The organism is Arthrobacter mangrovi, assembly GCF_026011795.1.
Lineage (GTDB): Bacteria > Actinomycetota > Actinomycetes > Actinomycetales > Micrococcaceae > Crystallibacter > Crystallibacter mangrovi.
In genome coordinates this window covers 40,549-64,999 of record NZ_BRVS01000001.1, presented here as the reverse complement: position 1 = coordinate 64,999, position 24,451 = coordinate 40,549, and the positions used below count along the sequence as shown (strand labels likewise).

General features: G+C 69.4%; 18 protein-coding genes. 13 read left to right on the top strand and 5 right to left on the bottom strand.

The window, feature by feature from the left end; translation table 11 throughout:
* Nucleotides 1-26 precede the first annotated feature (26 nt).
* Nucleotides 27-620 (top strand): GtrA family protein, encoded by a 594-nt coding sequence (locus AHIS1636_RS00265; protein ID WP_264793804.1) that lies wholly within the window; start codon nt 27-29, stop codon nt 618-620.
* Nucleotides 621-640: 20 nt separating this feature from the next.
* Here the strand turns inward: AHIS1636_RS00265 and AHIS1636_RS00260 are convergent, their stop codons facing one another.
* On the bottom strand, nt 641-1,342 hold the full coding sequence (locus AHIS1636_RS00260) for a TIGR03089 family protein (protein WP_264793803.1): 702 nt from the start codon (nt 1,340-1,342) through the stop codon (nt 641-643).
* A 300-nt stretch (nt 1,343-1,642) separates the two neighbouring features.
* Here AHIS1636_RS00260 and AHIS1636_RS00255 point away from each other — a divergent pair, with 300 nt between their 5' ends.
* The 3 genes from AHIS1636_RS00255 to AHIS1636_RS00245 are packed head-to-tail and all read left to right on the top strand — an operon-like array spanning nt 1,643 to nt 7,844.
* Complete coding sequence (locus AHIS1636_RS00255) at nt 1,643-2,191, top strand: WhiB family transcriptional regulator (RefSeq protein WP_264793802.1); 549 nt, start codon at nt 1,643-1,645, stop codon at nt 2,189-2,191.
* Entirely contained in the window at nt 2,137-5,793 is a 3,657-nt protein-coding gene (locus tag AHIS1636_RS00250; protein ID WP_264793801.1) for a glycosyltransferase family 2 protein, read from the top strand. The genes AHIS1636_RS00255 and AHIS1636_RS00250 overlap by 55 nt, the downstream gene beginning before the upstream one ends.
* A 2-nt stretch (nt 5,794-5,795) precedes the next feature.
* Nucleotides 5,796-7,844 carry a DUF5719 family protein gene (locus tag AHIS1636_RS00245; RefSeq protein ID WP_264793800.1) on the top strand — a complete coding sequence of 683 codons (2,049 nt, stop codon included), beginning with the start codon at nt 5,796-5,798 and terminating at the stop codon, nt 7,842-7,844.
* A gap of 16 nt (nt 7,845-7,860) precedes the next feature.
* Here AHIS1636_RS00245 and AHIS1636_RS00240 read toward each other — a convergent pair whose 3' ends face one another.
* Complete coding sequence (locus AHIS1636_RS00240) at nt 7,861-8,346, bottom strand: metallopeptidase family protein (protein ID WP_264793799.1); 486 nt, start codon at nt 8,344-8,346, stop codon at nt 7,861-7,863.
* Nucleotides 8,347-8,535: 189 nt separating this feature from the next.
* On the opposite strand from AHIS1636_RS00240, the gene AHIS1636_RS00235 reads away from it, so the two are divergent.
* From AHIS1636_RS00235 to ahcY, 3 genes are read left to right on the top strand one after another with little or no spacing between them, the layout of a single operon-like run.
* On the top strand, nt 8,536-8,925 hold the full coding sequence (locus tag AHIS1636_RS00235) for a DUF3499 domain-containing protein (protein WP_264793798.1): 390 nt from the start codon (nt 8,536-8,538) through the stop codon (nt 8,923-8,925).
* Nucleotides 8,926-8,953: 28 nt separating this feature from the next.
* Nucleotides 8,954-9,169: a Trm112 family protein gene (locus tag AHIS1636_RS00230; RefSeq protein ID WP_264793796.1), complete on the top strand. Its 216-nt coding sequence runs from the start codon at nt 8,954-8,956 to the stop codon at nt 9,167-9,169.
* A gap of 45 nt (nt 9,170-9,214) precedes the next feature.
* Nucleotides 9,215-10,708 (top strand): adenosylhomocysteinase, encoded by a 1,494-nt coding sequence (gene ahcY / locus AHIS1636_RS00225; RefSeq protein ID WP_264793795.1) that lies wholly within the window; start codon nt 9,215-9,217, stop codon nt 10,706-10,708.
* Between the two features lie 350 nt (nt 10,709-11,058).
* Here ahcY and AHIS1636_RS00220 read toward each other — a convergent pair whose 3' ends face one another.
* Entirely contained in the window at nt 11,059-11,862 is an 804-nt protein-coding gene (locus tag AHIS1636_RS00220; RefSeq protein ID WP_264793794.1) for an RDD family protein, read from the bottom strand.
* A 117-nt stretch (nt 11,863-11,979) separates the two neighbouring features.
* Between AHIS1636_RS00220 and AHIS1636_RS00215 the strand changes: the two genes are divergently transcribed.
* Both AHIS1636_RS00215 and AHIS1636_RS20370 read left to right on the top strand, forming a co-directional pair.
* Nucleotides 11,980-12,972, top strand: coding sequence for a stage II sporulation protein M (locus AHIS1636_RS00215; protein WP_264793793.1), 993 nt, complete (start codon nt 11,980-11,982; stop codon nt 12,970-12,972).
* 195 nt (nt 12,973-13,167) lie between these two features.
* Nucleotides 13,168-15,183, top strand: coding sequence for a TIGR01906 family membrane protein (locus AHIS1636_RS20370; RefSeq protein ID WP_309298543.1), 2,016 nt, complete (start codon nt 13,168-13,170; stop codon nt 15,181-15,183).
* Nucleotides 15,184-15,216: 33 nt separating this feature from the next.
* On the opposite strand, the gene AHIS1636_RS00205 is transcribed toward AHIS1636_RS20370, so the two are convergent.
* Both AHIS1636_RS00205 and AHIS1636_RS00200 read right to left on the bottom strand, forming a co-directional pair.
* Nucleotides 15,217-17,034 (bottom strand): AMP-dependent synthetase/ligase, encoded by a 1,818-nt coding sequence (locus AHIS1636_RS00205; protein ID WP_264793792.1) that lies wholly within the window; start codon nt 17,032-17,034, stop codon nt 15,217-15,219.
* Nucleotides 17,035-17,076: 42 nt separating this feature from the next.
* Complete coding sequence (locus AHIS1636_RS00200; RefSeq protein ID WP_264793791.1) at nt 17,077-18,711, bottom strand: dolichyl-phosphate-mannose--protein mannosyltransferase; 1,635 nt, start codon at nt 18,709-18,711, stop codon at nt 17,077-17,079.
* A gap of 184 nt (nt 18,712-18,895) precedes the next feature.
* Here AHIS1636_RS00200 and AHIS1636_RS00195 point away from each other — a divergent pair, with 184 nt between their 5' ends.
* From AHIS1636_RS00195 to AHIS1636_RS00180, 4 genes are all read left to right on the top strand, one after another.
* Nucleotides 18,896-20,992, top strand: a complete 2,097-nt coding sequence (locus tag AHIS1636_RS00195) for a transglycosylase domain-containing protein (RefSeq protein WP_264793790.1) — start codon at nt 18,896-18,898, stop codon at nt 20,990-20,992.
* Nucleotides 20,993-21,103: 111 nt separating this feature from the next.
* A complete protein-coding gene (gene rsmI / locus AHIS1636_RS00190; protein ID WP_264793789.1) occupies nt 21,104-21,970 on the top strand; it encodes a 16S rRNA (cytidine(1402)-2'-O)-methyltransferase in 867 nt (288 codons plus the stop codon).
* Between the two features lie 206 nt (nt 21,971-22,176).
* Nucleotides 22,177-23,664, top strand: coding sequence for an NAD-dependent succinate-semialdehyde dehydrogenase (locus AHIS1636_RS00185; protein ID WP_264793788.1), 1,488 nt, complete (start codon nt 22,177-22,179; stop codon nt 23,662-23,664).
* 192 nt (nt 23,665-23,856) lie between these two features.
* Nucleotides 23,857-24,441: a sugar O-acetyltransferase gene (locus AHIS1636_RS00180; protein ID WP_264793787.1), complete on the top strand. Its 585-nt coding sequence runs from the start codon at nt 23,857-23,859 to the stop codon at nt 24,439-24,441.
* Nucleotides 24,442-24,451: the final 10 nt, after the last annotated feature.

Here is a 24,451-nt window from a genome sequence, read left to right as displayed (position 1 = left end):
CCATGAGAGGAATCGAAGCGCAGCTTATGCACAGAACGATGGCAGAACGCATCCGGGGCCTCGTCTCGCTCTTCTGGCGCGAAGTCGCGAAATTCGGCACGGTAGGCGGCGTCGCCTTCGTTATCGACAACGGGCTGTACTGGTGGCTCATTAATGGCCCGATGTCCCAGAGCGAGGTCAAGGCCCGGCTGGTTTCGGCCTCCGTGGCCACCCTGTTCTCCTGGCTGGCCAACCGCTACTGGACGTTCCGGGACCGGCGGCAGCCCAATCCCGTGCGGGAACTCATCATGTTCGTGGTGATCAATGTCATCGGCATGCTGATCTCGGCGGGCTGCGTCTGGGTCGCCAAGTACCTGCTGGAGATCGACGGGCGGACCGAGCTGCTGGCGGCCGGCGTCTTCGGCACCGTGCTGGCCACCGTGGTCCGTTTTTTCGCCTACCGCTTCCTCGTCTTCAACGCGGAGCTGGACTCCGAGCCGGAATTCGCGCATGACCACGAAATCTTCGAGCACGACGAGGAGCCCGCCCAGGCCCCGCACGGCCGGCACGGCAGCCACGGGGCGCAGCCGGGAGAAAAGGCCCCGAAACGTCCCGGGGCCGGCAGCACGCCGGAACGCTGACGGGCCCGGCTGGCGGCGGGCTAAAGCTGCTCGCTGATCCGCTCGTTCTCCACGATGTGGGGGCTGTGTGCCGCCGGGTGCACCAGCACGGTCGTGCCGCCGCCGAGCCAGGTCGCCACCGCGGTCCGGAGCACGTCCGCCCAGTCCGCCGTAGCCGGCACCAGGATGTTTCGCGCCGCGGGTTCGAGCTGCAGCAACTGCGCAAAGGTGACCTCCCCGCCGTCGTGCTTTAGGGCGATGGCATGCTGATCCGCGGACCCGGCCCCCAAAAACACATCCGCATACGAGCGCACCTCGGCCGCGTAGTCCAGCACCCCGTCCGGCAGCTCGCCGGGCCAGCCCAGAGCCAGGGCGCCCTCGGCCACGGCCACCTGGTAGGCGGGACCCGCACCCAGCGCCGCGGGATCGGAACTGACGACGACGTCCGCGCCTTCCGCGCGGGCGTTGCCTCCGGGGGCCACATCCACCGTCGCGCCCACCTGCCAGCTCGCCAGCGCCCAGACGACCGACCGCCAGTGCGGTGCCATGGCCAGCCTGACCACCGCGCCCGGTTCGGCGTCCAGTTCCTCGGCCAGCAGGTTCGCCGTCTTCGCCACCCAGTTGTCCAGCACGCGGCCGGAGAGTTCCACGCGTTCGCCGTCCGGGCCGTACCAGACGAGCGCGGGGGAGGAGTCCGGGCGCAGCAGGGCAAGCAGTTGGTCGATGGTGCGGGCTTGGCTCACGGTTTCTCCTGTGGAAAATCGGCCTGTGCGGAAGGACACAGGCGGTGGCAGCTGTACTCGGTTAAAGCTATCGTCAAGGATCGGCGGGCTTCGGTCGGCCTGTTGCCACAAAGCATCCCACGCGCCCGGGCGTGGCGTACACGCAAATTGCGATGGCCAATGGCTAAGATTCCCGCCTTCGCTTGACTTAGCCGTATTACACCAATGTAATTATGGGTGGAACAGCAACGGCCGCGGCGTCTGCGAACGGGCAGAAGCGCATCTTGGCATCAGGCTGGTACATCAGAACCGGGAGGGCTCATGGGGCAGGCAGAGCGAATTCAATACCGTGAAGACTTGGAAGCGCAGGCTTCAGTCAGCTACGGTTCCCGCGGCGTACCTGCAGACTGGTATGTCGATCCGGCCGACCCGTCCGCCGCGGACCGCTACCGGGAGGCTAGCCGGCCCTCCCTGGACGACGCGGCGACCGCCTTCCTGGCCGCGCACGAGGCGCTGGACGCCGGCGCAGGCGACGCTCCGGAGGAAGCCGAGGGGCTGCAGGAGCCGGGCCGCCGGTTGCGCGAGGCACCGGAGCGCAAGGAGCAGGCTGTCTGGATCGGCCTGCCCGGCCTGGATCCGGCGGACGAAGGGGAACTGGCCTGGCAGGCGGACGCCCTGTGCGCCCAGACTGACCCGGAAGCGTTCTTCCCGGAAAAGGGCGGTTCCACCCGGGACGCCAAGAAGGTTTGCGGTTCCTGCACCGTGCGGGCGCAATGCCTGGAGTATGCGCTGGAACACGACGAACGGTTCGGCATTTGGGGCGGGCTCTCGGAGCGCGAGCGCCGCCGCTTACGGAAGAGAGCAGTCTGATTCACCAGCAAGTTCGCGTAACGGCCGTCGTCGTAGCCCATAACGGCGCCGGCTACCTGCCCCGCACCCTCAAAGCCCTCGACGCACAGACCCGCAAGGCCGACTTCCACATCGGCGTGGACGCCGGTTCGACCGACGCGTCCGGCCACGTGCTGCGCTCGGCCCTGCCGCAGGGTAGCCCGGTGGCGACGGCGCCGGACCGGAACGGTTTCGGCGCCGCGGTCCGCGTTGCGGTGGAGGAACTCGGCAGGCATCCCTTTGAGCAGGCGGACATGGCCGGCGGGGAGGCCGGCCCGGGCGGCAAGGTGCAGGAATGGCTGTGGCTGCTGCATGACGATTCCGCTCCGGAACCCCAGGCTCTGGAAGAACTCCTGCTCGCCGTCGAAACCGCGCCGTCGGTGACCATTGCCGGCTGCAAGCAGGTGGACTGGGACAACCCGCGCAAGCTGATCGATGCCGGCTTGACCATCAGCCGCGGCGCCGAGCGGCTCACCATGATCGACCTGGACGAACTCGACCAGGGCCAGTACGACGGCCGCAGCGACTTCTTTGCCGTGAATTCCGCCGGCATGCTCATCCGGCGCGACGTGTTCGACCAGCTGGACGGCTTCGACCCGGGGCTTCCCGGGATCGGCGACGACGTGGACCTCTGCTGGCGCAACAGGCTCGCCGGGCACCGGGTAGTGGTCGTTCCGACGGCGATCGTCCGGCACGCGACGGCGGCCCGGGCCAACCACCATTCGTCCGCCATGGCCGCCCGCCGGGCCCAGGTCCACCTCCGCCTGAAGCACGCTCCGCTGTGGAAGCTGCCGTTCCTGTGGGCCGGAAGCCTGCTGGGCGGGCTGTTCAGCTTCGTCGCCAGCACGGTGGCCAAGGATCCCGGACACGGCTTGCGTCAGCTGATTGCGACGTTACAGGCGCTGTTCCGGCCGATGGACTTCCTCCAGTCCCGCAAGCAGGCCGCGCGGACCCGTGCAACCTCGCGCAACATCGTGCGCCCGCTGATGGTCCGGCGGCAGGACGTCTTCGCCTACCGCCGGTCGCTGATGGAGTCGCTGAGCGCCGAGCACGTGGTGGGGGACGGCACCGGCACGGACTCCGCCGGGAGCCACGAGCCGACCGGCGGCTCGGACGATTTCGCCGCCCTCGCGGCGCCGCTGCGCTCCTGGGTAGGCACCGGCGCCGTGGTTGCCGCATTGGTCCTTGCCCTGGTGTCCATCATTGGAATGTTCGGTTTCCTCGGCGTGCCCGCGCTGGCCGGCGGTGCCCTGCGGCCCGTCTCCGCGGACCTGGGCGAAATCTGGAACAACGCCTCAACGTGGTGGATCAGCTTGGGCTCGGGCCTTCCCGGCCACGGCGACCCGTTCGGCTATGTGCTGTGGCTGCTTGCCCTGCTCGGGCTGGGCAACGGGTCGGCCGCAGTCCTGGCGCTGGTCCTGCTGGCGATGCCGCTGGCCGGTGTCGCGGCATGGATGGCCGCCGGTGCCTTCACCCAGCGGCGCGCCCTGCGCTTATGGGCTGCGTTCTTCTGGGCTGCGCTGCCCGCGCTCCAGGTGGCGCTCGGCTCCGGGCGTCTCGGAGCCCTCATTGCCCACCTGATGATCCCGTGGGCTGTACTCGGCCTGGCGCGCGCGACGGGGTCGGCCCTCCAGCGGCAGAATCCGGACCCGCTGAAGCCGCGCCCCGAGATCGTGCACAAGCCCGGCATCAACGGCATCCCGTCCTGGACTGCCGCGGCGGCGGGCGGCCTGGCCTTCGCTGTCATCACCGCTTCCGCCCCGGCGCTGCTGCCGGTCATCATTGTCTTCGTCGGCGTCATCAGCCTGTCGCTGGGCCGGCGCGCCCGCACCGTCTGGTGGGCGCTCGTGCCCCCTCTGGCCCTCGCGCTGCCGATGGTCATTTCCGCGCTGGACACGCCGCGCGCGCTGCTGGGGGACCCGGGCGTGCCGCTGGGCTTCGACGCCGCTCCGCTCTGGCAGCAGGTGATGGGCTTCCCCGTGGAGTTCGACGCCAGTGCCGGACTGGGTGCCTTCGGTCTCCTGGAGTCGTGGGCCGCGGCGCCCTGGGCGCTGGTTTTCGCGCTGCTGACTGCGGTGCCCATGCTCGTGCTGTCGGCGGCCGGGGCACTGCTGCCGGGTCCAGGGCGCGGCGTGGCACGTGTGGCCTGGCTGGGTGCCGCAGCCACCTTGGCCGCCAGCTGGGTTTCCGCCATGGTGGCCACCGGCATCGCTCCGGGCACCATGGTCACCCCTTTTACCGGGCCGTTCGTCTCGCTCGCGCTCTTCCTGCTGGCCGTCGCCGCGCTGGTCGGAGCGGACCGCTGGCTGGCGCGCGTGGAAGGCCTGGGCCGCACACGGCAAGGCGCCTACCGCGCGATCGCAACCATCGCCGTCGTTGTCCTGGCCGCGGGGCCGGTCCTCAACCTGGCACACTGGCTGCTTCCGCAGCTGATCCAGGAGGAGGCGGTAGCGGCCGAGGGCCGGACGCTCACGGACTTCGGCACGCGAATGCTCGTTGCCCCCGGCGGCGAACGGATCCTGCCGGCGACCGCGACGGACCGCGGCATGTCGGCGGAGCGAACCCGCACGCTGGTACTGGGAACCGAGGGCGGGGAAATTTCGGCGGCCGTGATGCACAGCGGCGGCACGACCATGGACCAACTGTCCAGCATTTACGCCGCCCGGCCCATCACCGGAGGCCTGCTGGATGCGGTCCGGCGCGAAGACGACGGTGCGGCGGCGGCGACGCGGGATACGGTCGCGATCCTGGCCGCTGCCAGCGGCGCCGATCCGCGTGAAGAGCTCGCACGCCTCGGAGTAGGTTTCGTCGTGCTGCAGCAGTCGGATACCGCTGCCGAATTGCTGGCCCACAAGATCGACTCCGTCCCCGGCCTGGCCGCCGTGGGGCGCACGGACGCGGGCTGGCTTTGGCGCGTGGTTCCGGAAGGCACGGAGGAGGATCCCGCGGCCGGGACATCGACCAGCCGGGTGCGGGTTGTCGACGCGAACGGCAAGCTGCTGCAGACGATCGACTCATCCTGGGTTTCGGCCGGGGCCACCGTTCCGGAAGGTCCATCGGGGCGCACCGTCATGCTTGCGGAAAGGATCAACCCAGGCTGGCGGGCCACGCTGGACGGCCAGCCGCTGGAGGTGGCGGACAACGGGTGGGCCCAGGGGTTCAGGATTCCCGAGAATGCCGGTGGCGAGCTGAGGATCTGGCTGAGCAACCCCTGGGGAGTCTGGATCGGGACCGTACAGGTGCTGCTGATCGGAGTCACCGTGCTGCTGGCAGTGCCGATCCCTGCACGCCGGCGGTTCGTCCCGCGGCGGATCGACCATGTGAAGACCACGGGCTCGGACAGCAGCCCGGGCGAACTGCAGGTGGCGGCGCACGAGATCGACCGCATCGAGGACTACCGGGGCGAAGGCCAGGCGGAAGGCCTGGCGGAAGGTCCGGACGATGGCCTGACAGAGGGCCTAGGAAAGGACCGGCAGGAGAGTCCGGCCGCCGGGGCTGGAGCCGGACCGGAGCCGGACAGCGCCCGCGCTGACGATGACCGCCGGGACGACTCCGTGCCTGCCACGGCCGGGAAGGACACATAGCCATGGCGGACAAGCCAGGAGAAGAGCAACTGCCGGAGCCGGACGTTGCCCCGGCGCAGGGGCGCCAGGCACGGAAGGCCACGCGGGAAGCCGAGAAGGCCCGGGCAGCGCGGGAAGCTACCCGGGACAAAGCCGCCAAGGCAGCGGATAAGGCGCAGGCCGCCAAGGAAGCCAAGGCAGCGAAGAAGGCGCGCAAGACCGGCAAGACCGACAAGGCCGCGGCTGCCGCGCAGGCCGACCAGTCGACGGTCGCCGGGCAGGCTGACCAGGCGACGGCCGCCGGGCAGGCTGGCGAGGCCACGGCTGCCGGGGCGGCTGCCACCGCGGCAGCCGCCGGGCCTCCGGACATGGATGCTTCCGCCTCAGCCGCGACTGTCCCGCCGGCGGGTTCCGCGGGATCCGATCCGGTCCCGGCATCGGCCCCCGATTCCTCCGGTTCTTCCGCAATCCCGGGGGCCGGAGGCGAACCCCGGAACGCCCGGCGGAAAGGTCCCCTGCTCGGGGCCGCGGCCGGCGTCGGAGTTCTCTTGCTGGGCGTCGGCGCGGTTGCAGCGGGCAGCTTTTTCGAGCCGCCGCGCGGCGCCGCGCAGCTTGATCCCATCTCCGCAGCAGTCCCTGCCGGCAACCTCACCGCCGTGTGCCCGGAGCCGCTGAAGCTGCTGGACAGCGCCGCCGACGAAGTGGACCCCGAATTCAGCCCGGTCTCGAAGACGGCCGTCACGAAGGCTCGCGCCACCGTCTTCAGCGACCTCGGCGGCACCATCCCGGGCAGCGCCCTCACCGAACTCGGTGCGGATTCGCCACTGATCGAGATCGCTGACTTCACGGGGAAGGCCGGCTCCAGCGGAAGCAATGAGGCCGGAGAGACGAAGGTTGTGGCCAAGGTGGTGGCCGGGCAGGACATTACGGCGCCGACGGTACTGTCGGTGGAACCGCTGGGCGAACAGCACGCGCGCGCCGGAGCCGCCATGAGCTACACCGCTTCTGACGGCGACCTGCGCGGCCTGGCGGCAGCCAACTGCCTTACCCCATCGAATGACTTTTGGCTGCTCGGCGCCTCCACAACCGTGGGTGCCAGTTCCGTGCTGAACCTCTACAACGCAAGCGAAACGCCGTCGACCGTTGACCTTGAACTGATCGGATCCAAGGGCCCTATCCAGGCCGCGGGAAGCCGCGGGCTGCTGCTGGCACCGGGGGAGAGCCGTTCCTGGGTGCTTGCCGGGCTCGCCGCGGGCCAGGAATCGCTGGCCGTGCACGTCAGTTCCTCGGGCGGGGCGGTCGCGGGAACCATCCAGCAGAGCGTGCTGCGCGGGCTGACCCCGGGCGGCGTCGAACTGCTGCAGCCGGGCAACGGCCCGGGCCTGCGCGAGGTGGTCACGGGCATCGAGGTCCAGGACGCGAAGGTGGCCCGGCAGATCCGCGGCCAGAGCGGCTACGAGAAGGCGGCGCCGGCCCTTGAAGTGGTGGTCCCGGGCAGCGGCGATGCCACGCTCGAGGTCCGCCTGTTCGGTCCCAAGGGCCAGGTTGAGCTGCCGGGCGGTGGCGTGCTGACGGCCGCGGGGGGCAGCGTGCTCTCCATCCCGCTGGACTCGCTGCCGGCCGGAACGTACTCGGCGGACATCTCGTCCAACGTCTCGATCAACGCTGCTGCCCGCGTCAGCCGCGGCACGGGCACCGATAAGCCGGTGGACTTCGGCTGGGCGCCCTCGTCTGGGAGGCTCGGAAGCGAGCACCTGGCCGTGCTGCCGCCGGCCGGAAGCTCCAAGCTGTCCTTCACCGCGCCGGACGGCGATGCCCAAATCAGCCTGCGCCCGGTGGACGTGAAGGGCAATATCGGGGCGGAGCGGAAGATTTCGGTGCCCGCCGGGACCACAGTGACGGCCGATGCCAAGGACGGAGGCGATCCTGCCGCGCTCCTGGTCAGTGCCACGGGCGATGCGGTCTACGGTTCGCAGGTCGTCACCAACGGATCGAAGCCGGACATTTCGGTGCTGCCGATCCCGCAGGGCACCCAGGGCCAGCAGAGCGTGCCGGTCGTCATCGGCTACTGACCGAAGTCCTGAAGGGTCAGGAGTGGCCGTAGCCGGGATCGACAGCTTCAGGAGACATCCCGAGCAGGTGAGCGGTCTGTTCGACGACGACGTCGTGCACCAGTTCCGGCAGTTCCTCCCGGCTGTGGGCGGCGATCTCCACCGGCCTGCGGTACACGGTGACCACGGCCGGCCGCCCCGGGCCGGCCGGCGTGAAGCTTCCGAGCGGGGCAGGATCGCCCCGCGCGACGAGGACTTCCAGATCCGGCGGGATGTCCGCCACCACGAACTGCGCGGCTTCGATCGGATCGCCCCAGAAATAGTGCAGCCGTTCCGCGGAATCGGAGACCCAGCCCTCGAACCGTTCGGCCCGGCTGAGGTTGCCCGGCAGATGGGCGGGCAGCAGGGGACCGCGCAGTCCGCGCCCATGGCGGTTCCGCCGTCGTTCCCCAAACGAACGCGGCGTGGCTGCTGGTTCCGCCGAATCGCCCACTCTGATGCTGAGTGAAGGTCCGTTTTCCATATACCGACTTTAGCCCCGCACCCCGCCGAACGCACGACGGCAGGGGAGGGACCGGCGTCGTCAACGTGGAGCCGCTGCCGTCCGCACGGCCCCCGCACGGAACAAGCCCGCGTGGAGCCCGGGGCGTATTCCAGCCTCGGCCGTGCCGCTTTCCCGACCCGGCTGGATTGGCAGGTAAGATGCTTAGTCGTGGGATCCATACGTCAATGTTCACGCTCGGCCTGCCAGCGTTCGGCCATCGCAACTCTGACGTACGTCTATGCCGATTCCACCGCAGTGCTGGGGCCGCTGGCCACTTATGCCGAGCCGCACAGCTACGACCTGTGCGCCGACCACGCGCAGCGGCTGACCGTCCCGCGGGGCTGGGAGGTGCTGCGGCTGGCGCTGCCGGACCAGGCCCCGGTGCCCAACACGGATGACCTGATGGCGCTGGCCAAGGCCGTCCGCGAGGCGGGCTCGGAGCCGGCGCCCGTGGAAGAGCCGCCCGCGCAGCGCGGCCACCGCGAACCGCTGGAACCGCCGGCAGAACCGGGCGGCGCACGGCGCGGGCACCTGCGCATCCTGCGCGAGCCGCAGTAGGCGCCAAGACCAACAAGAACGGACCCCCATGGCCAACCTTTCCCCGGAACTGATCGCCATCCTGCGCTGTCCCGTCACGGGCAGTTCGCTCGTGCAGGAGGGCAGCGAACTCGTGACCACCGGCGTCGGCGCAGACGGGCAGAAGCGGCGGTATCCGATCGACCAGGGCATCCCGCTGCTGCTTCCGCCGGATTTGCTGGCTGCTGCCCGCGAGGCGAATCCGCGCACCTCGCACAGCGCCTGAACACCGACTACGCCTGACTTTCCGCACCACTACCCAGGAGCCCACATGTCATTCGATTACAAGGTCAAGGACCTCTCCCTGGCCGAGGCCGGACGCCACCAGATCCGGCTCGCCGAGCACGAAATGCCGGGGCTGATGGCCCTGCGCGAGGAGTTCGGTGCCAGCCAGCCGCTCAAGGGCGCGCGGATCGCCGGCTCCCTCCACATGACCGTGCAGACGGCGGTGCTGATCGAGACCCTGACCGCGCTCGGCGCCGAGGTCCGCTGGGCATCCTGCAACATCTTCTCCACCCAGGACGAGGCGGCCGCGGCCGTCGTCGTCGGCAACGGCACTACGGAAGACCCGCAGGGCGTCCCGGTGTTCGCGTGGAAGGGCGAGACCCTCGAGGAATACTGGTGGACGGCCGAGCAGATCATGACCTGGCCGGGCGCCGCCGAGAACCCTGAGCTGGGCCCCAACATGATCCTTGACGACGGCGGGGATGCCACCCTCCTGCTGCACAAGGGCGTGGAGTTCGAAGCCGCCGGCGCCGTGCCGGAGGCCACCGCGGAGGACGCCCACGAGTACACGATCATCCTCGACGTGCTGCGCAAGTCCCTCGCCGCCGACCCGCAGAAGTGGACCCGGACCGCCGGCGGCATCCTCGGCGTGACCGAGGAAACCACCACCGGCGTGCACCGCCTCTACCAGCTGGCCGAGCAGGGCCAGCTGCTGTTCCCGGCGATCAACGTCAACGACTCGGTCACCAAGTCCAAGTTCGACAACAAGTACGGCATCCGCCACTCGCTGCCGGACGGCATCAACCGCGCCACCGACGTGCTGATGGGCGGCAAGATCGCCGTCGTCTGCGGCTACGGCGACGTGGGCAAGGGCGCCGCCGAAGCGCTGCGCGGCCAGGGCGCCCGCGTGATCGTCACCGAGATCGACCCGATCTGCGCGCTGCAGGCCGCGATGGACGGCTACCAGGTCACCACCCTGGACAAGGTGGTCGGCGAGGGCCACATCTTCATCACCACCACCGGCAACAAGGACGTCATCATGGCGGCCGACATGGCCAGGATGCGGGACAAAGCCATCGTGGGCAACATCGGCCACTTCGACAACGAGATCGACATGGCCGGCCTGGAGAAGATCGACGGCGTCCGCAAGGTCGAGATCAAGCCGCAGGTGCACGAGTGGACCTTCGACGCCGGCACCGACCGCGAACGATCCATCATCGTGCTCTCCGAGGGCCGCCTGCTGAACCTGGGCAACGCCACCGGCCACCCGTCCTTCGTGATGAGCAACTCCTTCGCCAACCAGACCATCGCGCAGATCGAGCTGTTCACCAAGGCCGGCAAGCCCGCCGCGGACTCGACCACCGGAGAGCCCGAGTACGCCAAGCAGGTCTACGTGCTGCCGAAGATCCTGGACGAGAAGGTCGCCCGGCTGCACCTGGACGCGCTGGGCGTCGAGCTGACCCAGCTGACCAAGGAACAGGCCGCCTACCTGGATGTTGATGCGGCCGGCCCGTTCAAGCCGGACCACTACCGCTACTGAGCCGAGGCGCTCCGCCTCCGGGTTTCCGCTTACGACGGCGGGCCGGCCACCTTCGCGTGGCCGGCCCGCCGTTCGCGTCCGGTCGGTGTGGCTCCCGTGGCCGCCGTGCGTCCGTCGCGACGCTGCGCATTTGCCCGCCGTTCGCGTCCCGTCCGGCTGGCCCCTGCCTGCGCCGCCGCCTTCCGGTCCACGTTTAGGCCTAACTGTCCAACTTTCAGCTTCAAGCAACGCGCTGACCTGCGGCGATGCCGAGGGGCCCTTTCAAACGTGGACAGCTCGGTGGCCTCGGCCTCGTCCAGGCGGAGACAGCACTGCAGCCGTAGGGTGCACCGCCCGGCTCGGCCCGCGGGCTAGTCCCGGAAGGGCAGCGAGTGGAGCCGCTGGCTGCGCTGCTGGGAGCTTTCGTACTGCCGGGTCAGCCGGGCGAAGTCGCGTTCGCGCCGCTCGGCCATCACCGCGATCAGGAACATCTCCGGCGCGGTGCCCGGCGGCGGGGCCGGCGACACATACTGGGCCGTCTCCGTGGCCAGGTCTACGGCCAGGTGCTGCCGCGAGGCCGGGATCATCTTCGGCGCCTGCGTGATGAACTGCGAGACCCGGCGCGCCAGCGATTCCGGCAGCCGGCCCATGTCCGCCAGCTTGACCCACGGCACCAGCTGCGGCGGGGTGTGCGGCAGCTGCTGGTGGATGACGCCGACCCGCTCCCGCATGCTGTACGTGCCGGCCAGCAGGTCCCCGACCCGCTTGGACCTGTCATTGAACAGGGCCGCCAGGAACGCGACGGACCCGAGCAGCAGGTAGAGCTCGAACACCCCTACGAGCCCCCGGATCAGGGCATGCCGGAAGCGGATGGCACCGCCGTCGTCGCGCACGATCCGCAGCCCCATGATCAGCCGTCCGAGCGACTTCCCCCGCGTCAGTGTCTCGACGCCCACCGGCACGATCACCAGGAAGAACACGAACAGCGTCAAACTCAGGGCCTGCGCCGCGGCCGCGTCGAAGTTCAGCTGCAGCGTCTCGGCGAAGAACGCGATGGCCAGTACCAGCAGCAGGAAGTTCGTGCCGCAGTCGATGATCGAGCTCACCGCGCGCACCCCGAAGGACGCCGGCCGCAGCTCCAGGACAACGGCCTCGCCCGTGACGATGTTGCTCATACCTTCACTCTAGCGGCGCTCCGCGTGCGTGCACTGCCTCAAAACAACGACGACGGCGCGCGGCGGCCGCGGGCGGCCGCGCACCTCGGGCGGCACTGCTGCCGATAGGCTGGGATCGTGGATATCGATGCCTTCACAGCGGTGCACCAGCATGACTGGAAGCGCCTGGATGAGCTCAGCGCCAAACGCCGGCTGACCGGCGCGGAGGCGGACGAGCTGCTGGTCCTCTACCAGCGTGCCTCGACGCACCTGTCGATGATCCGCTCCATCGCGCCCGAAAGCCAGCTCTCTGCTGCGCTCTCCACCCGGATTTCCCGCGCCCGTACCCGGTTCACGGGCGCGCGCTCAAACTTCACCGAGGACGTCGCCAACTTCTTCGTCTTCGCGCTGCCCGCGGCGTTCTACCGGCTGCGTTGGCTCACGGTCATCATCGGTGCCGCCTTCATCCTGGTCGCCTGGCTGTTCGGAGCCTGGGTGGCCGGCAACCCCGAGGTCATCAAGGCAATGGGCTCGGACGCCGAGCTGCGCCGCTACGTGGAGCAGGACTTCGTCAACTACTACTCGGAGAACCCGCAGGCGTCCTTCGCCGGGATGGTGTGGACCAACAACGCCTGGATCGCGGCCCAGTGCGTGGCCTTCGGCGTGACCGGCGTATGGGTGCCGCTCATCCTGTGGATGAACGCCCAGGGTGTCGGCATGTCAGGCGGCATGATGGCGGCCTACGGCGAGCTGGACACCTTCTTCCTGTACATCCTGCCGCACGGCCTGATGGAGATCACCGCGATCTTTATCGCCGGCGCAGCGGGGCTGCGGATTTTCTGGGCGTGGGTGTCGCCGGGACGGATGAAGCGGTCGGCGTCGCTTGCCCGGGAGGGCCGCTCGCTGATCACGGTGGCGCTCGGCCTGGTGCTGGTGCTCTTCGTGTCCGGGCTGGTCGAGGGTTTCGTGACGCCGAGCGGGCTGCCGCACTGGGCGCGGCTGGGGATCGGCGCGCTGGTGCTTGCCGGGTACTGGGTGTACACGCTGGTGCTTGGCCGGCGCGCGTATGCGGCGGGCGAACGCGGGGACTTGGGCCGTTTCGACGCCGGTGAGGTCGTCCGGACCAGCTGACGCAGTGCCCGGTGTTCCGGAGCCTGCGGCGGCGGATTTCCCTTGCAGCCGGAACGACGGCGGTGCTGCGCGTCCCGCAGAACGGCTCGGCGGTTCCGTGGCATTCCGCATCCGTGGCATTCCGCAGCCGCCGAGGGTGACGCGGGTACTGTCGATAGTGAGGGTCAGCAGAGCTATTCCAGGAAAGAGGACAACGTGGCGCGCGAGGACAGGAATGCCGACAGGTTCGAGGTGAACCGCGGGTCGGACCGGAACACGGGACGGCTGTCCGAAGGCAGCGCCGGGTCCACTCCAGTCCCGCCGGAGTCCACCGGGCGGACCGGCGGGGCGAACGAAGGGGTGAAGGCCGGGCTGGGCGAGGCACCGCGGAGCGGCAGGTCTTTTGAAGGCTTCCGCCCGGACGCCGTTCCCGGCTGGGGCGAGCCGACCCCTCCCGGAATGGCGGCAGGAGCAACAGCAGGCACTGCCGCTGCCGCGGGCGGTCCGGAAGCCGGGGGAGCCCCCGGTCGGAATGAAGAGCCCGCGGCCTCCACCGGATCGAACCGTGCCGACAAGATCCGCTTCCTCAGCGGAATGTTCGGGGCAGGCCGGGAACAGGCCAAAGCCGAACGCCACGGTCGCCAGAACGGCGGTGGCAATGCCGAACTGCCAAGCGACGCAGGGGCCCGGGAGCGGCCGGTCGACCAGGCCGGGCAGGAAGGACAGGCCGATCGGGGCGGCCAGGAGCGGCAGGCCGATCAGGAGCGGCAGGCCGACCAGGAGCGGCAGGCCGATCAAGCCGACCAGGGGCGGCCGGGCCAGCCAAGTGCCCCGTCCTCTGCCGCGCGGGAGGAATCGCGTGATGCCGACCTGAAGAAGGCTGCCCGTCTCGCGGCCGGGGGAGCGGCTTTCACCCGTGCTTCGACGCCTCCTGCTACCCCGGCCCGGGCCGGGGAAGCGAAACCGGCCAGCGAGGGCGGGCTCGAGACACCGGCCGACGGCGAGAAGCCGGCCAGCGAGGGCCGTCCCGAAATCCGGGCCGAGGAAGTGAAGCCGGGCAGCGAAGGCCGTCCCGAAACCCGGGCCGGGAAAGAGAAGGCCGGCATAGAAGTCCGCCCCGAAACCAAGGGCGACGGCACACCCGCGGGTGGAACGCCGTCGTCGTCCGCTACGAAGCCGTCTGGTGTGGCGGTGGGCGCCGCCGCAGTTGGCGTCGCCGGCGCTGCGGCCGTAGCCGCACAGGCCGCCAAGCGGGGAACCGCCGGAAAACCGGGCGAAGCCGGTGAGCCGCCCCGGGACGAAGAGCCGCGCACGGCCGACGAAACCGGTGGAGCCCGGAATGCGGCAGAGACCGGTGACCGGGCCCGGACCGGCCGTCCCGCCCGGCCCGCCGGGGGCGCCCCCTCCGACGAGACAAATCCGGACACCGGCTCGTTGCCCACCAGCCCGCCGCGCTCGGAGGTCATCAAACGGGCCAACCAGCGTGAGGAGGCGCTGCGGGCCAAGCCGGTGGCGGGGCGGATCCTGCAGGTTGTGCTCGCCGTCTGCTTCCCGTTCCTGCTGCTGATCGGTGCGATCCGGCTCGTATGCACTCCGCTGTTCCTGTGGGCCGAGTACAACCGCCCGGGTTTCCCCGCGGACGGCTTCGGCTTCAGCACCGATGACCGGATGACCTACGGCTCGTACGCCGTCGACTACCTGCTGAACTGGTCCGGGCCGCGGTACCTCGGCGACCTCGTCGGAACGGACGGGCGGCAGCTCTTCCTCGACACCGAAGTGGGACACATGGCGGACGTAAAGGCCGTCATCATGGGGGCCTGGATCGGCGGCGCCGTGCTGCTGGTGCTGGCCATCCTGTGCGCGATCTACCTGGCGCGGCACTACCCCGGAGGGATCCGGCGCGGGCTGTTCGCCGGGTCAGTGGCGACGGTGCTGCTAATCGTGGTCCTCGGCGTGCTGGGCGCGCTGAACTGGCAGCTGTTCTTCACTGAGTTTCACAGGATCTTCTTCGCCGAGGGAACCTGGACGTTCTTCACGAACGACACGCTGATCCGGCTGTTCCCGGGGCAGTTTTGGATGGACGCCGGGATCGTAATCGGGGTGCTGGTCTTCCTGATGTCGTCGCTGGTCATGGCCTTCACCTGGCCGACCAAGTCCCGGCGCGTGCGCAGCTCGGAGAAGCTCGAGGCCACCCGGGCCCGGTACATGGGGGAGCCGGAGCAGGCCCGGTAACCCGGCCCGGCGTACCGGCGTCCCCCAAGGCGGCTAAGGCTTCCCGTAGAGCCTCTCGACCTCGGTCGCGAAGTCCTCGATCACTTGGTTCCGCTTGAGCTTGAGGGACGGGGTCATGTGGCCCGAGGCTTCGGTCAGCTCCTGCCGCAGCACGCTGAACTTGCGGATCTGCTCGGCGCGGGAGACGAGGCGGTTGGCATGGTCCACGGCCCGCTGCAGCTCGGCGAGGACGTCGGGATCCGTGGCTGCGGCGCCGATGTCCAGCTGCAGCTTGCCGTGGGTGCGGCACCAGCGGGCCAGGCCCTCGGGGTCCAGGCCGAGCAGGGCGGCGACGAAGGGCCGGCCTTCGCCGATGACCACGCCCTGCGCCACCAGCAGATGCTCGCGCAGGGCATCTTCGAGCGGACCGGGCGCCACGTTCTTGCCGCCGGCGGTGACCAGCAGGTCCTTCTTGCGGCCGGTGATGGTGAGGAAGCCGTCGTCGTCCAGCCGGCCGAGATCGCCGGTGCGGAAGAACCCGTCGGCGAAACCGGCGGCGTTGGCCTCGTCATTGTGGTGGTAGCCGCGGGTGATGCCGATGCCTTTGATCAGGACCTCGCCGTCGTCGGCGATCCGGACGGTGGTGCCGGGCAGCGGGAGGCCGACGGTGCCGATCTTATTGCGGTTCGGCAGGTTGACCGTGGCCGGGGCGGTGGATTCGGTGAGTCCGTAGCCCTCCAGCACCGGGATGCCGATGCCGGTGAAGAAGTGCGCCAGCTCCGGGCTCAGCGCACTTGCGCCGGAGACGGTGAAGCCCACCTGTCCGCCGAAGGCCGCGCGGAGCCTGGCATAGACCAGCTTGTTGAACACGACCCGCTTGGCCTTGAGCAGCAGCGAGGGGCCCACACCCTCGCCGCGCGATTCGGCGTCCACCGCCTTGGACCAGGCGATCGCGGTGGCTGCGGCGGCGTCGAAGATCCTGACCTTGCCCCCGTCCTCGGCCTTCTGCCGCGCGGTGGCATAGACCTTTTCGAACACGCGCGGCACCACTAGCAGGAACGTCGGATTGTAGGTGCCCAGGTCCTCGATCAGCTCGCCCATGTTGCCCGTGTGCCCCATCTTGACGCCGGCGGCGAGGCAGATGACCTGCACGGCTCGCGCCAGCACGTGGGCCAGCGGCAGGAACATGAGCGACTTGGCGCCGGGTTCCTTGAGGATCTCGGCGAGGAACTCGGTGGTGTTGACGGCGAGTTCGGCGAAATTGCCGTGGGTGATGATGCAGCCCTTGGGCCGGCCCGTCGTACCGGAGGTGTACACCAACGACGCCGGGTCCTCCAAAGTGCGCGACGTCCGGGCCTGCTCCAGCTCGTCATCCGTGACGTCCGCGCCCTTGGCCTGCAGCTCCAGCAGCCCGGAACCGGGCCCGGTCATCGTCCACACCGGCAGCGGCTCGGGCAGCTCCTGCATCGACCTCTGCACCGTCCCGGCCCGGGCGGCGTCCTCTGCGAAGACCAGCTTGGCGCCGGAGTCGGCGAGGATCCACTGGACCTGGTGCGGCGAGGAGGTCTCGTAGATGGGAACGACGACGGCGCCGGCGTACCAGCTGGCCAGGTCCACCAGCGTCCACTCGTAGCGGGTCTTGGACATGACGGCGATCCGGTCGCCTGGCTCGACGCCGGCGTTGATCAGGCCCTTCGCCAGCGCGCTTACCTGGCCGTGCAGCTCGGCCGCCGAGACGTCGGTCCAGGCCCCGTTCCGCTTGACCGCGTAGAGGGCGCGTCCGGGCTCCCGCCGCTGCCGGGACACCAGCAGATCGGTGATATTGGTGCCCTCGGGCATCCGGGCCAGAAGTTCAGTCGCTGCTTCCCGCATCTGCGCGCCTTTCGTCGTTGAGGAGTTGGTCTCGTGCGCCCGTCATACCCAGCTTGGCATCCACATCCGCCACCGCCAGTCCTGGTACGGAATCTGTTCCGCGGTCCAGACGGGCAGGAAGAACGCAGCCACCAGCAGCGCGGTGACCAGGTACAGGCCCACGATGACCAGGCCCTGCCGTCGCCTCCATGGCGGGTCGGTGCTCCGCCCCAGCACCAGCCCCAGCACGTAGGTCAGCGCGAGGATGAGGAAGGGCTGGAAGGCGATGGCGTAGAAGAAGAACATGGTCCGCTCCGGGTAGAGGAACCAGACCAGGTATCCGGCGGCGATGCCCGAGAGGATGGCGCCGGCCCGCCAGTCGCGCCGTCCCAGCCAGGCGAAGACGACGGCGATCAGCGCCAGTGCGGCCGCCCACCAGATGATCGGGTTGCCCACCACGGTGACCGCGGTGGAGCAGTCCGCCACGGGGCAGCCGTTCACGCCCTGCTCTTCGCCCTGGTAGTAGAAGGATGTCGGCCGTCCCATGAACAACCAGGACCACGGGCTGGATTCGTACGGGTGGGAGGAATCCAGGCCGCTGTGGAAGGTGTAGGCGCTGCGGTGGTATTCGGCCAGCGAGCGGAGCGGGTCGGGGACCCAGCCCCAGATGCCGCCGCCGTGGTCGCGGGCCCACTGCCGGTCATAGCCGTCCTTCGAGAGGAACCAGCCGGTCCATGTGGCGAGGTAGGTGGCCGCGGCGAGCGGAATCATGGTGAAGAACGCGGGCAGCCCGTCCCGCACCACGCCGGCGGCGAACCAGTGCCGGATGCCGGCGACGCGGCGCGCGTTCATGTCCCACAGCACCGCCATCAGTCCGAAGGCCGCGAGGAAGGCCAGCGCCGACCATTTGGTGCCCACAGCCAGGCCCAGGCACACCGCGGCCGAAAGCCGCCAGGGGCGCCACAGCACCGGCGGCCCATACAGCAGGTCCGACTCCCGGGGAGTACCCTCGCCCCGGGCGAGGGCCGCCACCTTGGCGGCCAGCCGCCGTCGTCCGTGTTCCCGGTCCAGCAGCAAGGCGCCGAACGCGGCCACGATCCAGAAGCTGAGGAAAATGTCGAGCAGGGAGGTGCGCGAGTGCACCAGGTGGTGGCCGTCGATGGCGGTCAGCAGCCCCGCGACGCCGCCGAGCGCCGTCGATTTGAACAGCTTCTGCGCGATCAAGGCGATGAGCAGGATCGAGACGGTTCCGGTCAGGGCCGCGCCGAACCGCCAGCCGAAGGCGTTGTCGGTGCCGAAGAGCGCCATGCCGAAGGCGATCATCCACTTGCCGACGGGGGGATGCACCACGTATTCGGGCTCGTCCCGGGGCTGTCCGGGGCTGCCGGCGTTGAAAGCATCGTTGGCGTCGTCCGGCCACTCCCGCTCGTAGCCGAAATGGAGGTAGGAGTAGGCGTCCTTGACGTAGTAGGTTTCGTCGAAGACCAGGGAGCCCGGTTCGCCGAGCCGGTAGAAGCGGAGGACGCCGCCGATGGCCGCGACGAGCAGGGGGACAAGCCAGCCCCACTTCCCGAAGAACGCGGGGGAACCGAGCAGGCGCCGCGTCAGCACCGCTTCGGAGAACGCGCGGGCGGGGGATTCGATCCAGCGCCGTTCGGGGGCCCGCGCGGCGCCGGTGGCGTAATTCACGTCCGCCATCCTACCCGCCGGTAACCTCGGGAGTGCGCCGCGGGGAGCCGCCGTCTGGGCGGCGGATCGACCCGGGGACGCATGAAGCCACCCTCCGACTCTAGGGCATCTGCCGGCCCGCGCCGGCACGCCGCGTTTCGGGGGTGGCGTGGCTTCCAGAATCCTCTCAGCCGGTTGCCATAACGTTTACAGGGTGCCTAAGCCTCGTCTGTCCTTGCCGGATTCCCTCACCAAGCGCGGGAAGATCGCCCTGTTCCTGGCGGTCAGCATGCTGTGCGGCGTCCTCACTGCCGGACTGCTGGTTCCGGCCACGGCGGTGGCGGCGTCGGGAGGCAGCCAGATCGCGGAACTCTTCGAGCACCTTCCCGGCGAGCTGGAGCGCGCGCCGCTCGACGCGCCGTCGAAAATCTACAGCGCGGACGGGAAGCTGATCGCGTCCTTCTACGCCGAGAACCGCGAACCGGTGAAGCTGGAGGATGTCTCGCAGCACATGCAGGATGCGATCATTTCGATCGAGGACGCCCGGTTCTACGACCATGGCGGCGTGGACCTGCAGGGCATGGCACGGGCGCTGGTGAACAACGCAGCGGGCGGCGGGCTGCAGGGCGCGTCGACGATCACCATGCAGTACGTCAACAACGTCCTGATCGACGCGGGCGTACAGGCGGGCAAGCCGGTCGAGGAGCTGACGATCAGCGGCACCAAGTCAATAGCGGACAAGGTGCGCGAGGCGAAGCTGGCCGTCACAGTGGAACGCGAGTACTCCAAGGACGAGATCCTGCAGGGCTACCTGAACATCGTGCTGTTCAACCGCCAGACCTACGGGGTGGAAGCGGCCTCCCAGTCGTTCTTCGGGATTCCCGCCAAAGAACTCAACATCGCCCAGTCGGCCATGCTCGCCGGCATGGTGCAGTCGCCGAACTACTTCGACCCGGTGACCAACCCGGACGTGACCAAGGAACGCCGCAACATGGTCCTGGCGGCGATGCTGAAGAACGGCAAGATCACCGAGGCCGAATACAAGGAGGCCAAGGCGTCCGGGCTGGACCTGGACCCGCAGCCGATCCATTCCGGCTGCACGGCCGCGACGATGGGCGACTACTTCTGCAATTACGTGGAGAACCTCGTGCTGCAGTCGGACGTGTTCGGCAAGGACGCCACCGAGCGGGCGAGGCTGTTGGCCCGCGGTGGACTGACCATCAAGACCACGCTCGACTCGCGGCTGCAGAAGGAGGCCCAGGCACAGATCGAGAAGCAGGTCCCGATGGGCGACGAGTCCGGGGCCGGTTCCTCGATGGTCTCGGTGGAGCCCGGCACCGGCAAGATCCTGGCGATGGCGCAGAACACGAACTACAGCCCGGAACCCGCGGCCTCCAACACCGAGCTGAACTTCAACGTGGACGCCTCCAAGGGCGGAACCCCCTACGGCTTCCAGCCCGGTTCGACCATGAAGCCGTTCACGACGGTGGCCTGGCTGGAAGCGGGGCGGGCGCTGAACGAGGTGGTTGACGCCAGCCGGACCTTCTACCCGGAAGGCTATGACTGGAAGGCCAGTTGCGCCCCGAAGAACACCGTGTTCAGCCAGTGGAGCTTCAAGAACGCGCTGCCCGGTTATGCCCGGCCCATGACGGTCAGCGAGGGCCTGACGGATTCGGTCAACTCCGCCACCGCGGCGCAGGCGGCCCAGCTTGACCTCTGCGACATCCAGGACGCCGCCACCCGGATGGGTGTGCACCGGGCCGTCGACGGCAAGCCGCTGTCGGTCGCCAGCCCGTCCTTCATCATCGGCGGCCAGGAGGTTGCGCCGATGACCATGGCCGCAGCCTATGCCACGTTCGCCTCCGGCGGCCGCTACTGCGAGCCGATCGCGCTGCTGGAAGTCACGGACTCACAGGGCACCAACTACGACGTACCGGACCAGAAGTGCAGCCAGGCCATCTCCAAGGAGGTCGCGGCCGCCATCAGCAAGCCACTGCAGAAGCTCGTGGAAAACGCGCCCGGGAGCATCGAGCCGATCGGTGTGCCGGCGGCCGCGAAGACGGGCACCACCGACCTCTCCGAACAGACTTGGACCGTCGGCTACACGCAGGGCATTTCGACGGCGTCCTGGGTCGGCACCTGGCAGTCCTACTCCTCGCTGAACTACGTGCCCGTCAACGGCGTGGCCCGCGAGTTCGTGGACGGCTCCTCGATCGCCGGCGCGCAGTGGACGGGCTACATGGAGAAGGTGGCGAAGTACTACGACACCGGCGGCTTCGGCAGCGTCCCCGCGGACCTGCTCTACCCGTAGGAGCTCTACGCGTAGCCGCTCTGTCCGCCGGCTTAGGTCGCGGGCTGTCCCGCCGCGGGCTGTGTCGCCGCAGGCTCCGGGTCCGGTGCGCGGCCCGGTAGGGTTGATGCTGTGAATGAGCAGGCAGCCGGCGGCCCCGGCCAGATCGTCCTGGCGGGAACGCCGATCGGCAACATCGGCGACGCCTCGCCGCGGCTGGTTGAACTGCTGCAGACCGCGCACGTCGTGGCGGCCGAGGACACCCGTCGCCTGCACAAGCTCCTGCACGCCCTGGGCATCACGGCCAGCGGGCGCATCATCAGCTACCACGAGCACAATGAAGCCACGCGTACGGCCGAGCTGCTCGACCTGGTCCGCGGAGGCAGCACCCTGGTCATGGTGACGGACGCCGGCATGCCCGCCGTCTCCGACCCGGGTTTCCGCCTGGTGGAGGCCGCGGTCACCGACGGCCTGGTGGTGACGGCCGTCCCCGGGCCGTCCGCCGTGCTGACCGCCCTCGCGCTGTCCGGCCTGCCGACCGACCGCTTCACCTTCGAAGGGTTCCTGCCGCGCAAGCAGGGCGAGCGGCAGGCCCGGCTGTCCGAACTCGCCGCCGAGAAGCGCACGATGGTGTTCTTCGAAGCCCCGCACCGCCTCGAGCCGATGCTGCGGGCCCTGGACACGGCCTTCGGCCCGGAGCGGCGCGCCGCCGTGTGCCGGGAGCTGACCAAGCTGCACGAGGAGGTCCTGCGCGGCCCCGTCCGCGAGCTGCTGGAATGGGCCGAGGCCTCCGAGGTCCGCGGCGAGATCGCCGTCGTCGTAGCGGGAGCCCCGGAGGCCCCGCCCGAGCAGGCGAAGGACCACGTCGCGGAGGTCAACGAACTGATCGGCCAAGGCTCGCGGTTGAAGGACGCCGTCGCAGCGGTCGCCGCCGACGCCCGGATCAGCAAGCGGGAGCTCTACTCCGCGGTCCTTGCCGCGCGGCCGCCCAAGGCCTGAGCACCTCGGGTTTCCCCGGCGCGGGGCCCGGGCGGAGGGCCGTTTCGTCATACAGGATCGTACAAAGATCCTTTGTCTATCTGCACAGCACCTCGGATGTAATGTAGTGCAGTACCGCATTTACCGGCGTGAGGCTCAGCACCTACGGTGGATGCAGTAGGGCACCGAAGCCCGACCAATCACTTACCAACATTGGAGGCACCGCCATGGCTGAAACCGCCAACCGCGAAGCGGAACTGCTCGCAAAGGTTCCCACCGGTCTGTTGATCAACGGCGAGTGGCGCGACGCTGCCGGCGGCCAGACGCTGGACGTCGAAGACCCCGCCACCGGCAAGGTCCTGCTCACCATTGCCAACGCGCAGCCGGAAGATGGTGCCGCTGCGATGGACGCAGCCGCGGCCGCCCAGGCCGATTGGGCCAAGACCGCTCCGCGCGAGCGCGGCGAGATCCTGCGCCGTGCCTTCGAGCTCGTGACCGAGCGCGCCGAAGACTTCGCTCTGCTGATGACCCTGGAAATGGGCAAGCCGCTGGCCGAGGCCCGCGGCGAGGTGGCCTACGGCGCCGAGTTCCTGCGCTGGTTCTCCGAGGAAGCCGTCCGCGTCGGCGGCCGCTACGCCACCGCGCCCGACGGCAAGAACCGCCTGCTGGTCCAGAAGAAGCCGGTCGGCCCCTGCCTGCTCATCACCCCCTGGAACTTCCCGCTGGCCATGGCTACCCGCAAGATCGCGCCCGCCGTCGCCGCCGGCTGCACCGCGATCCTCAAGCCGGCCACTCTGACCCCGCTGACCAGCCTGCTCTTCGCCCAGGTCATGCAGGAAGCCGGCCTGCCCGCCGGCGTCCTGAACGTCATCCAGACCTCCACCGCCGGCAAGGTCACCGGCCCGCTGATCAAGGACGAGCGGCTCCGCAAGCTCTCCTTCACCGGTTCCACTCCCGTGGGCCAGGCCCTGATCCGCGACTCGGCCGACCGCGTCCTGCGTACCTCTATGGAGCTCGGCGGCAACGCCCCGTTCCTGGTCTTCGAGGACGCCGACCTGGACAAGGCCGTTGAAGGCGCGCTGGCCGCCAAGATGCGCAACATGGGTGAGGCCTGCACCGCGGCCAACCGCTTCATCGTGCAGGATTCCATCGCCGACGCCTTCGCCGAGAAGTTCGCCGCCAAGATTGCCGCACTGACCCCGGCCCGCGGCACCGAGCCCGAGTCGAACGTCGGACCGCTGATCGACGGCAAGGCCCGCGACGGCGTGCACGAACTGGTCGAGGATGCCATCTCCCACGGCGCCAAGGCCGTGACCGGCGGCGCTCCGGTGGACGGCCCCGGCTACTTCTACCAGCCGACCGTGCTCACCAACGTCTCGCCGAAGGCACGCATCCTCGCCGAGGAGATCTTCGGCCCGGTCGCCCCGATCGTCACCTTCAGCACAGAAGAGGACGCCGTCCGGCTGGCCAACGCGAGCGAGTACGGCCTGGTCGCCTACGTCTACACCAAGGACCTCAACCGCGGCCTGCGGGTGAGCGAGAAGCTGGAGACCGGCATGCTCGGCCTGAACGCCGGCGTCATCTCCAACGCCGCCGCACCGTTCGGCGGCGTCAAGCAGTCCGGCCTGGGCCGCGAGGGCGGCGAAGAGGGCATCGAGGAGTACCTCTACACCCAGTACGTCGGCATCGCCGATCCGTACGCGGACGAGCAGTAACCGACCTGCACTAGCGGGGCGGCGGGCCACGGCCTGCCGCCCCGCTTGCCGTTTAACTCCGGGCCCCGTCGCGGACGGTTGACGACGGCGGTGCCCACCCGGGCGGGGAGCGAACGACGGCGCTGCCCACCCGGGCGGGGAAGGCTGCGGGTGCGTAGACTGGCCCGTGAACCGGCAGGTGCAGGAGGACGCATGGACGTGGACGAGTATTTTGATGGCGACGACCGGTCGATGCGGGAGCGGATGCTCGCCGGCGACCTGTACATCGCCGACGACCCGGAACTGGCCGCGGACAGCGTGCGAGCCCTCGAGCTGGCGGACCGGTATGCGCGGGTCTGGCCGGGCAACCGGGAGGAAGCGGCGGGACTGCTGAGGGAACTGCTCGGCTCGATCGGCGAGGGCACGGAGATCAGGCCGCCGCTGTTCGTCGACTACGGGAAGTACATCACCGTGGGCGCCCGGACCTTCATCAACTACAACCTGACCGCCTTGGACGTCGCGCCCATTACCATCGGAGACGACGTGCAGATCGGCCCGAACGTGCAGCTGCTGACTCCCACCCACCCGGTGCAGGCAGAGCTGCGGCGGGAGAAGCTGGAAGCGGCCAAGCCCATCGTCATCGGGGACAACGTCTGGATCGGGGGCGGGGCCATTGTCCTGCCCGGAGTCACCGTGGGCGAGAACACCGTGATCGGGGCCGGGGCCGTTGTCACCAAGGACCTTCCGGCGAATGTCATTGCCGTCGGCAATCCCGCCAAGATCGTCCGCAGCATCTGACCAGGTGTGG

Coding starts and splice junctions, on each gene's coding strand:
- AHIS1636_RS00265 (WP_264793804.1), top strand. CDS start 27: ATGCACAGAACGATGGCAGAACGCATCCGGGGCCTCGTCTCGCTCTTC.
- AHIS1636_RS00255 (WP_264793802.1), top strand. CDS start 1,643: ATGGGGCAGGCAGAGCGAATTCAATACCGTGAAGACTTGGAAGCGCAG.
- AHIS1636_RS00245 (WP_264793800.1), top strand. CDS start 5,796: ATGGCGGACAAGCCAGGAGAAGAGCAACTGCCGGAGCCGGACGTTGCC.
- AHIS1636_RS00240 (WP_264793799.1), bottom strand. CDS start 8,346: ATGGAAAACGGACCTTCACTCAGCATCAGAGTGGGCGATTCGGCGGAA.
- AHIS1636_RS00230 (WP_264793796.1), top strand. CDS start 8,954: ATGGCCAACCTTTCCCCGGAACTGATCGCCATCCTGCGCTGTCCCGTC.
- ahcY (WP_264793795.1), top strand. CDS start 9,215: ATGTCATTCGATTACAAGGTCAAGGACCTCTCCCTGGCCGAGGCCGGA.
- AHIS1636_RS00220 (WP_264793794.1), bottom strand. CDS start 11,862: ATGAGCAACATCGTCACGGGCGAGGCCGTTGTCCTGGAGCTGCGGCCG.
- AHIS1636_RS00205 (WP_264793792.1), bottom strand. CDS start 17,034: ATGCGGGAAGCAGCGACTGAACTTCTGGCCCGGATGCCCGAGGGCACC.
- AHIS1636_RS00200 (WP_264793791.1), bottom strand. CDS start 18,711: ATGGCGGACGTGAATTACGCCACCGGCGCCGCGCGGGCCCCCGAACGG.
- AHIS1636_RS00185 (WP_264793788.1), top strand. CDS start 22,177: ATGGCTGAAACCGCCAACCGCGAAGCGGAACTGCTCGCAAAGGTTCCC.
- AHIS1636_RS00180 (WP_264793787.1), top strand. CDS start 23,857: ATGGACGTGGACGAGTATTTTGATGGCGACGACCGGTCGATGCGGGAG.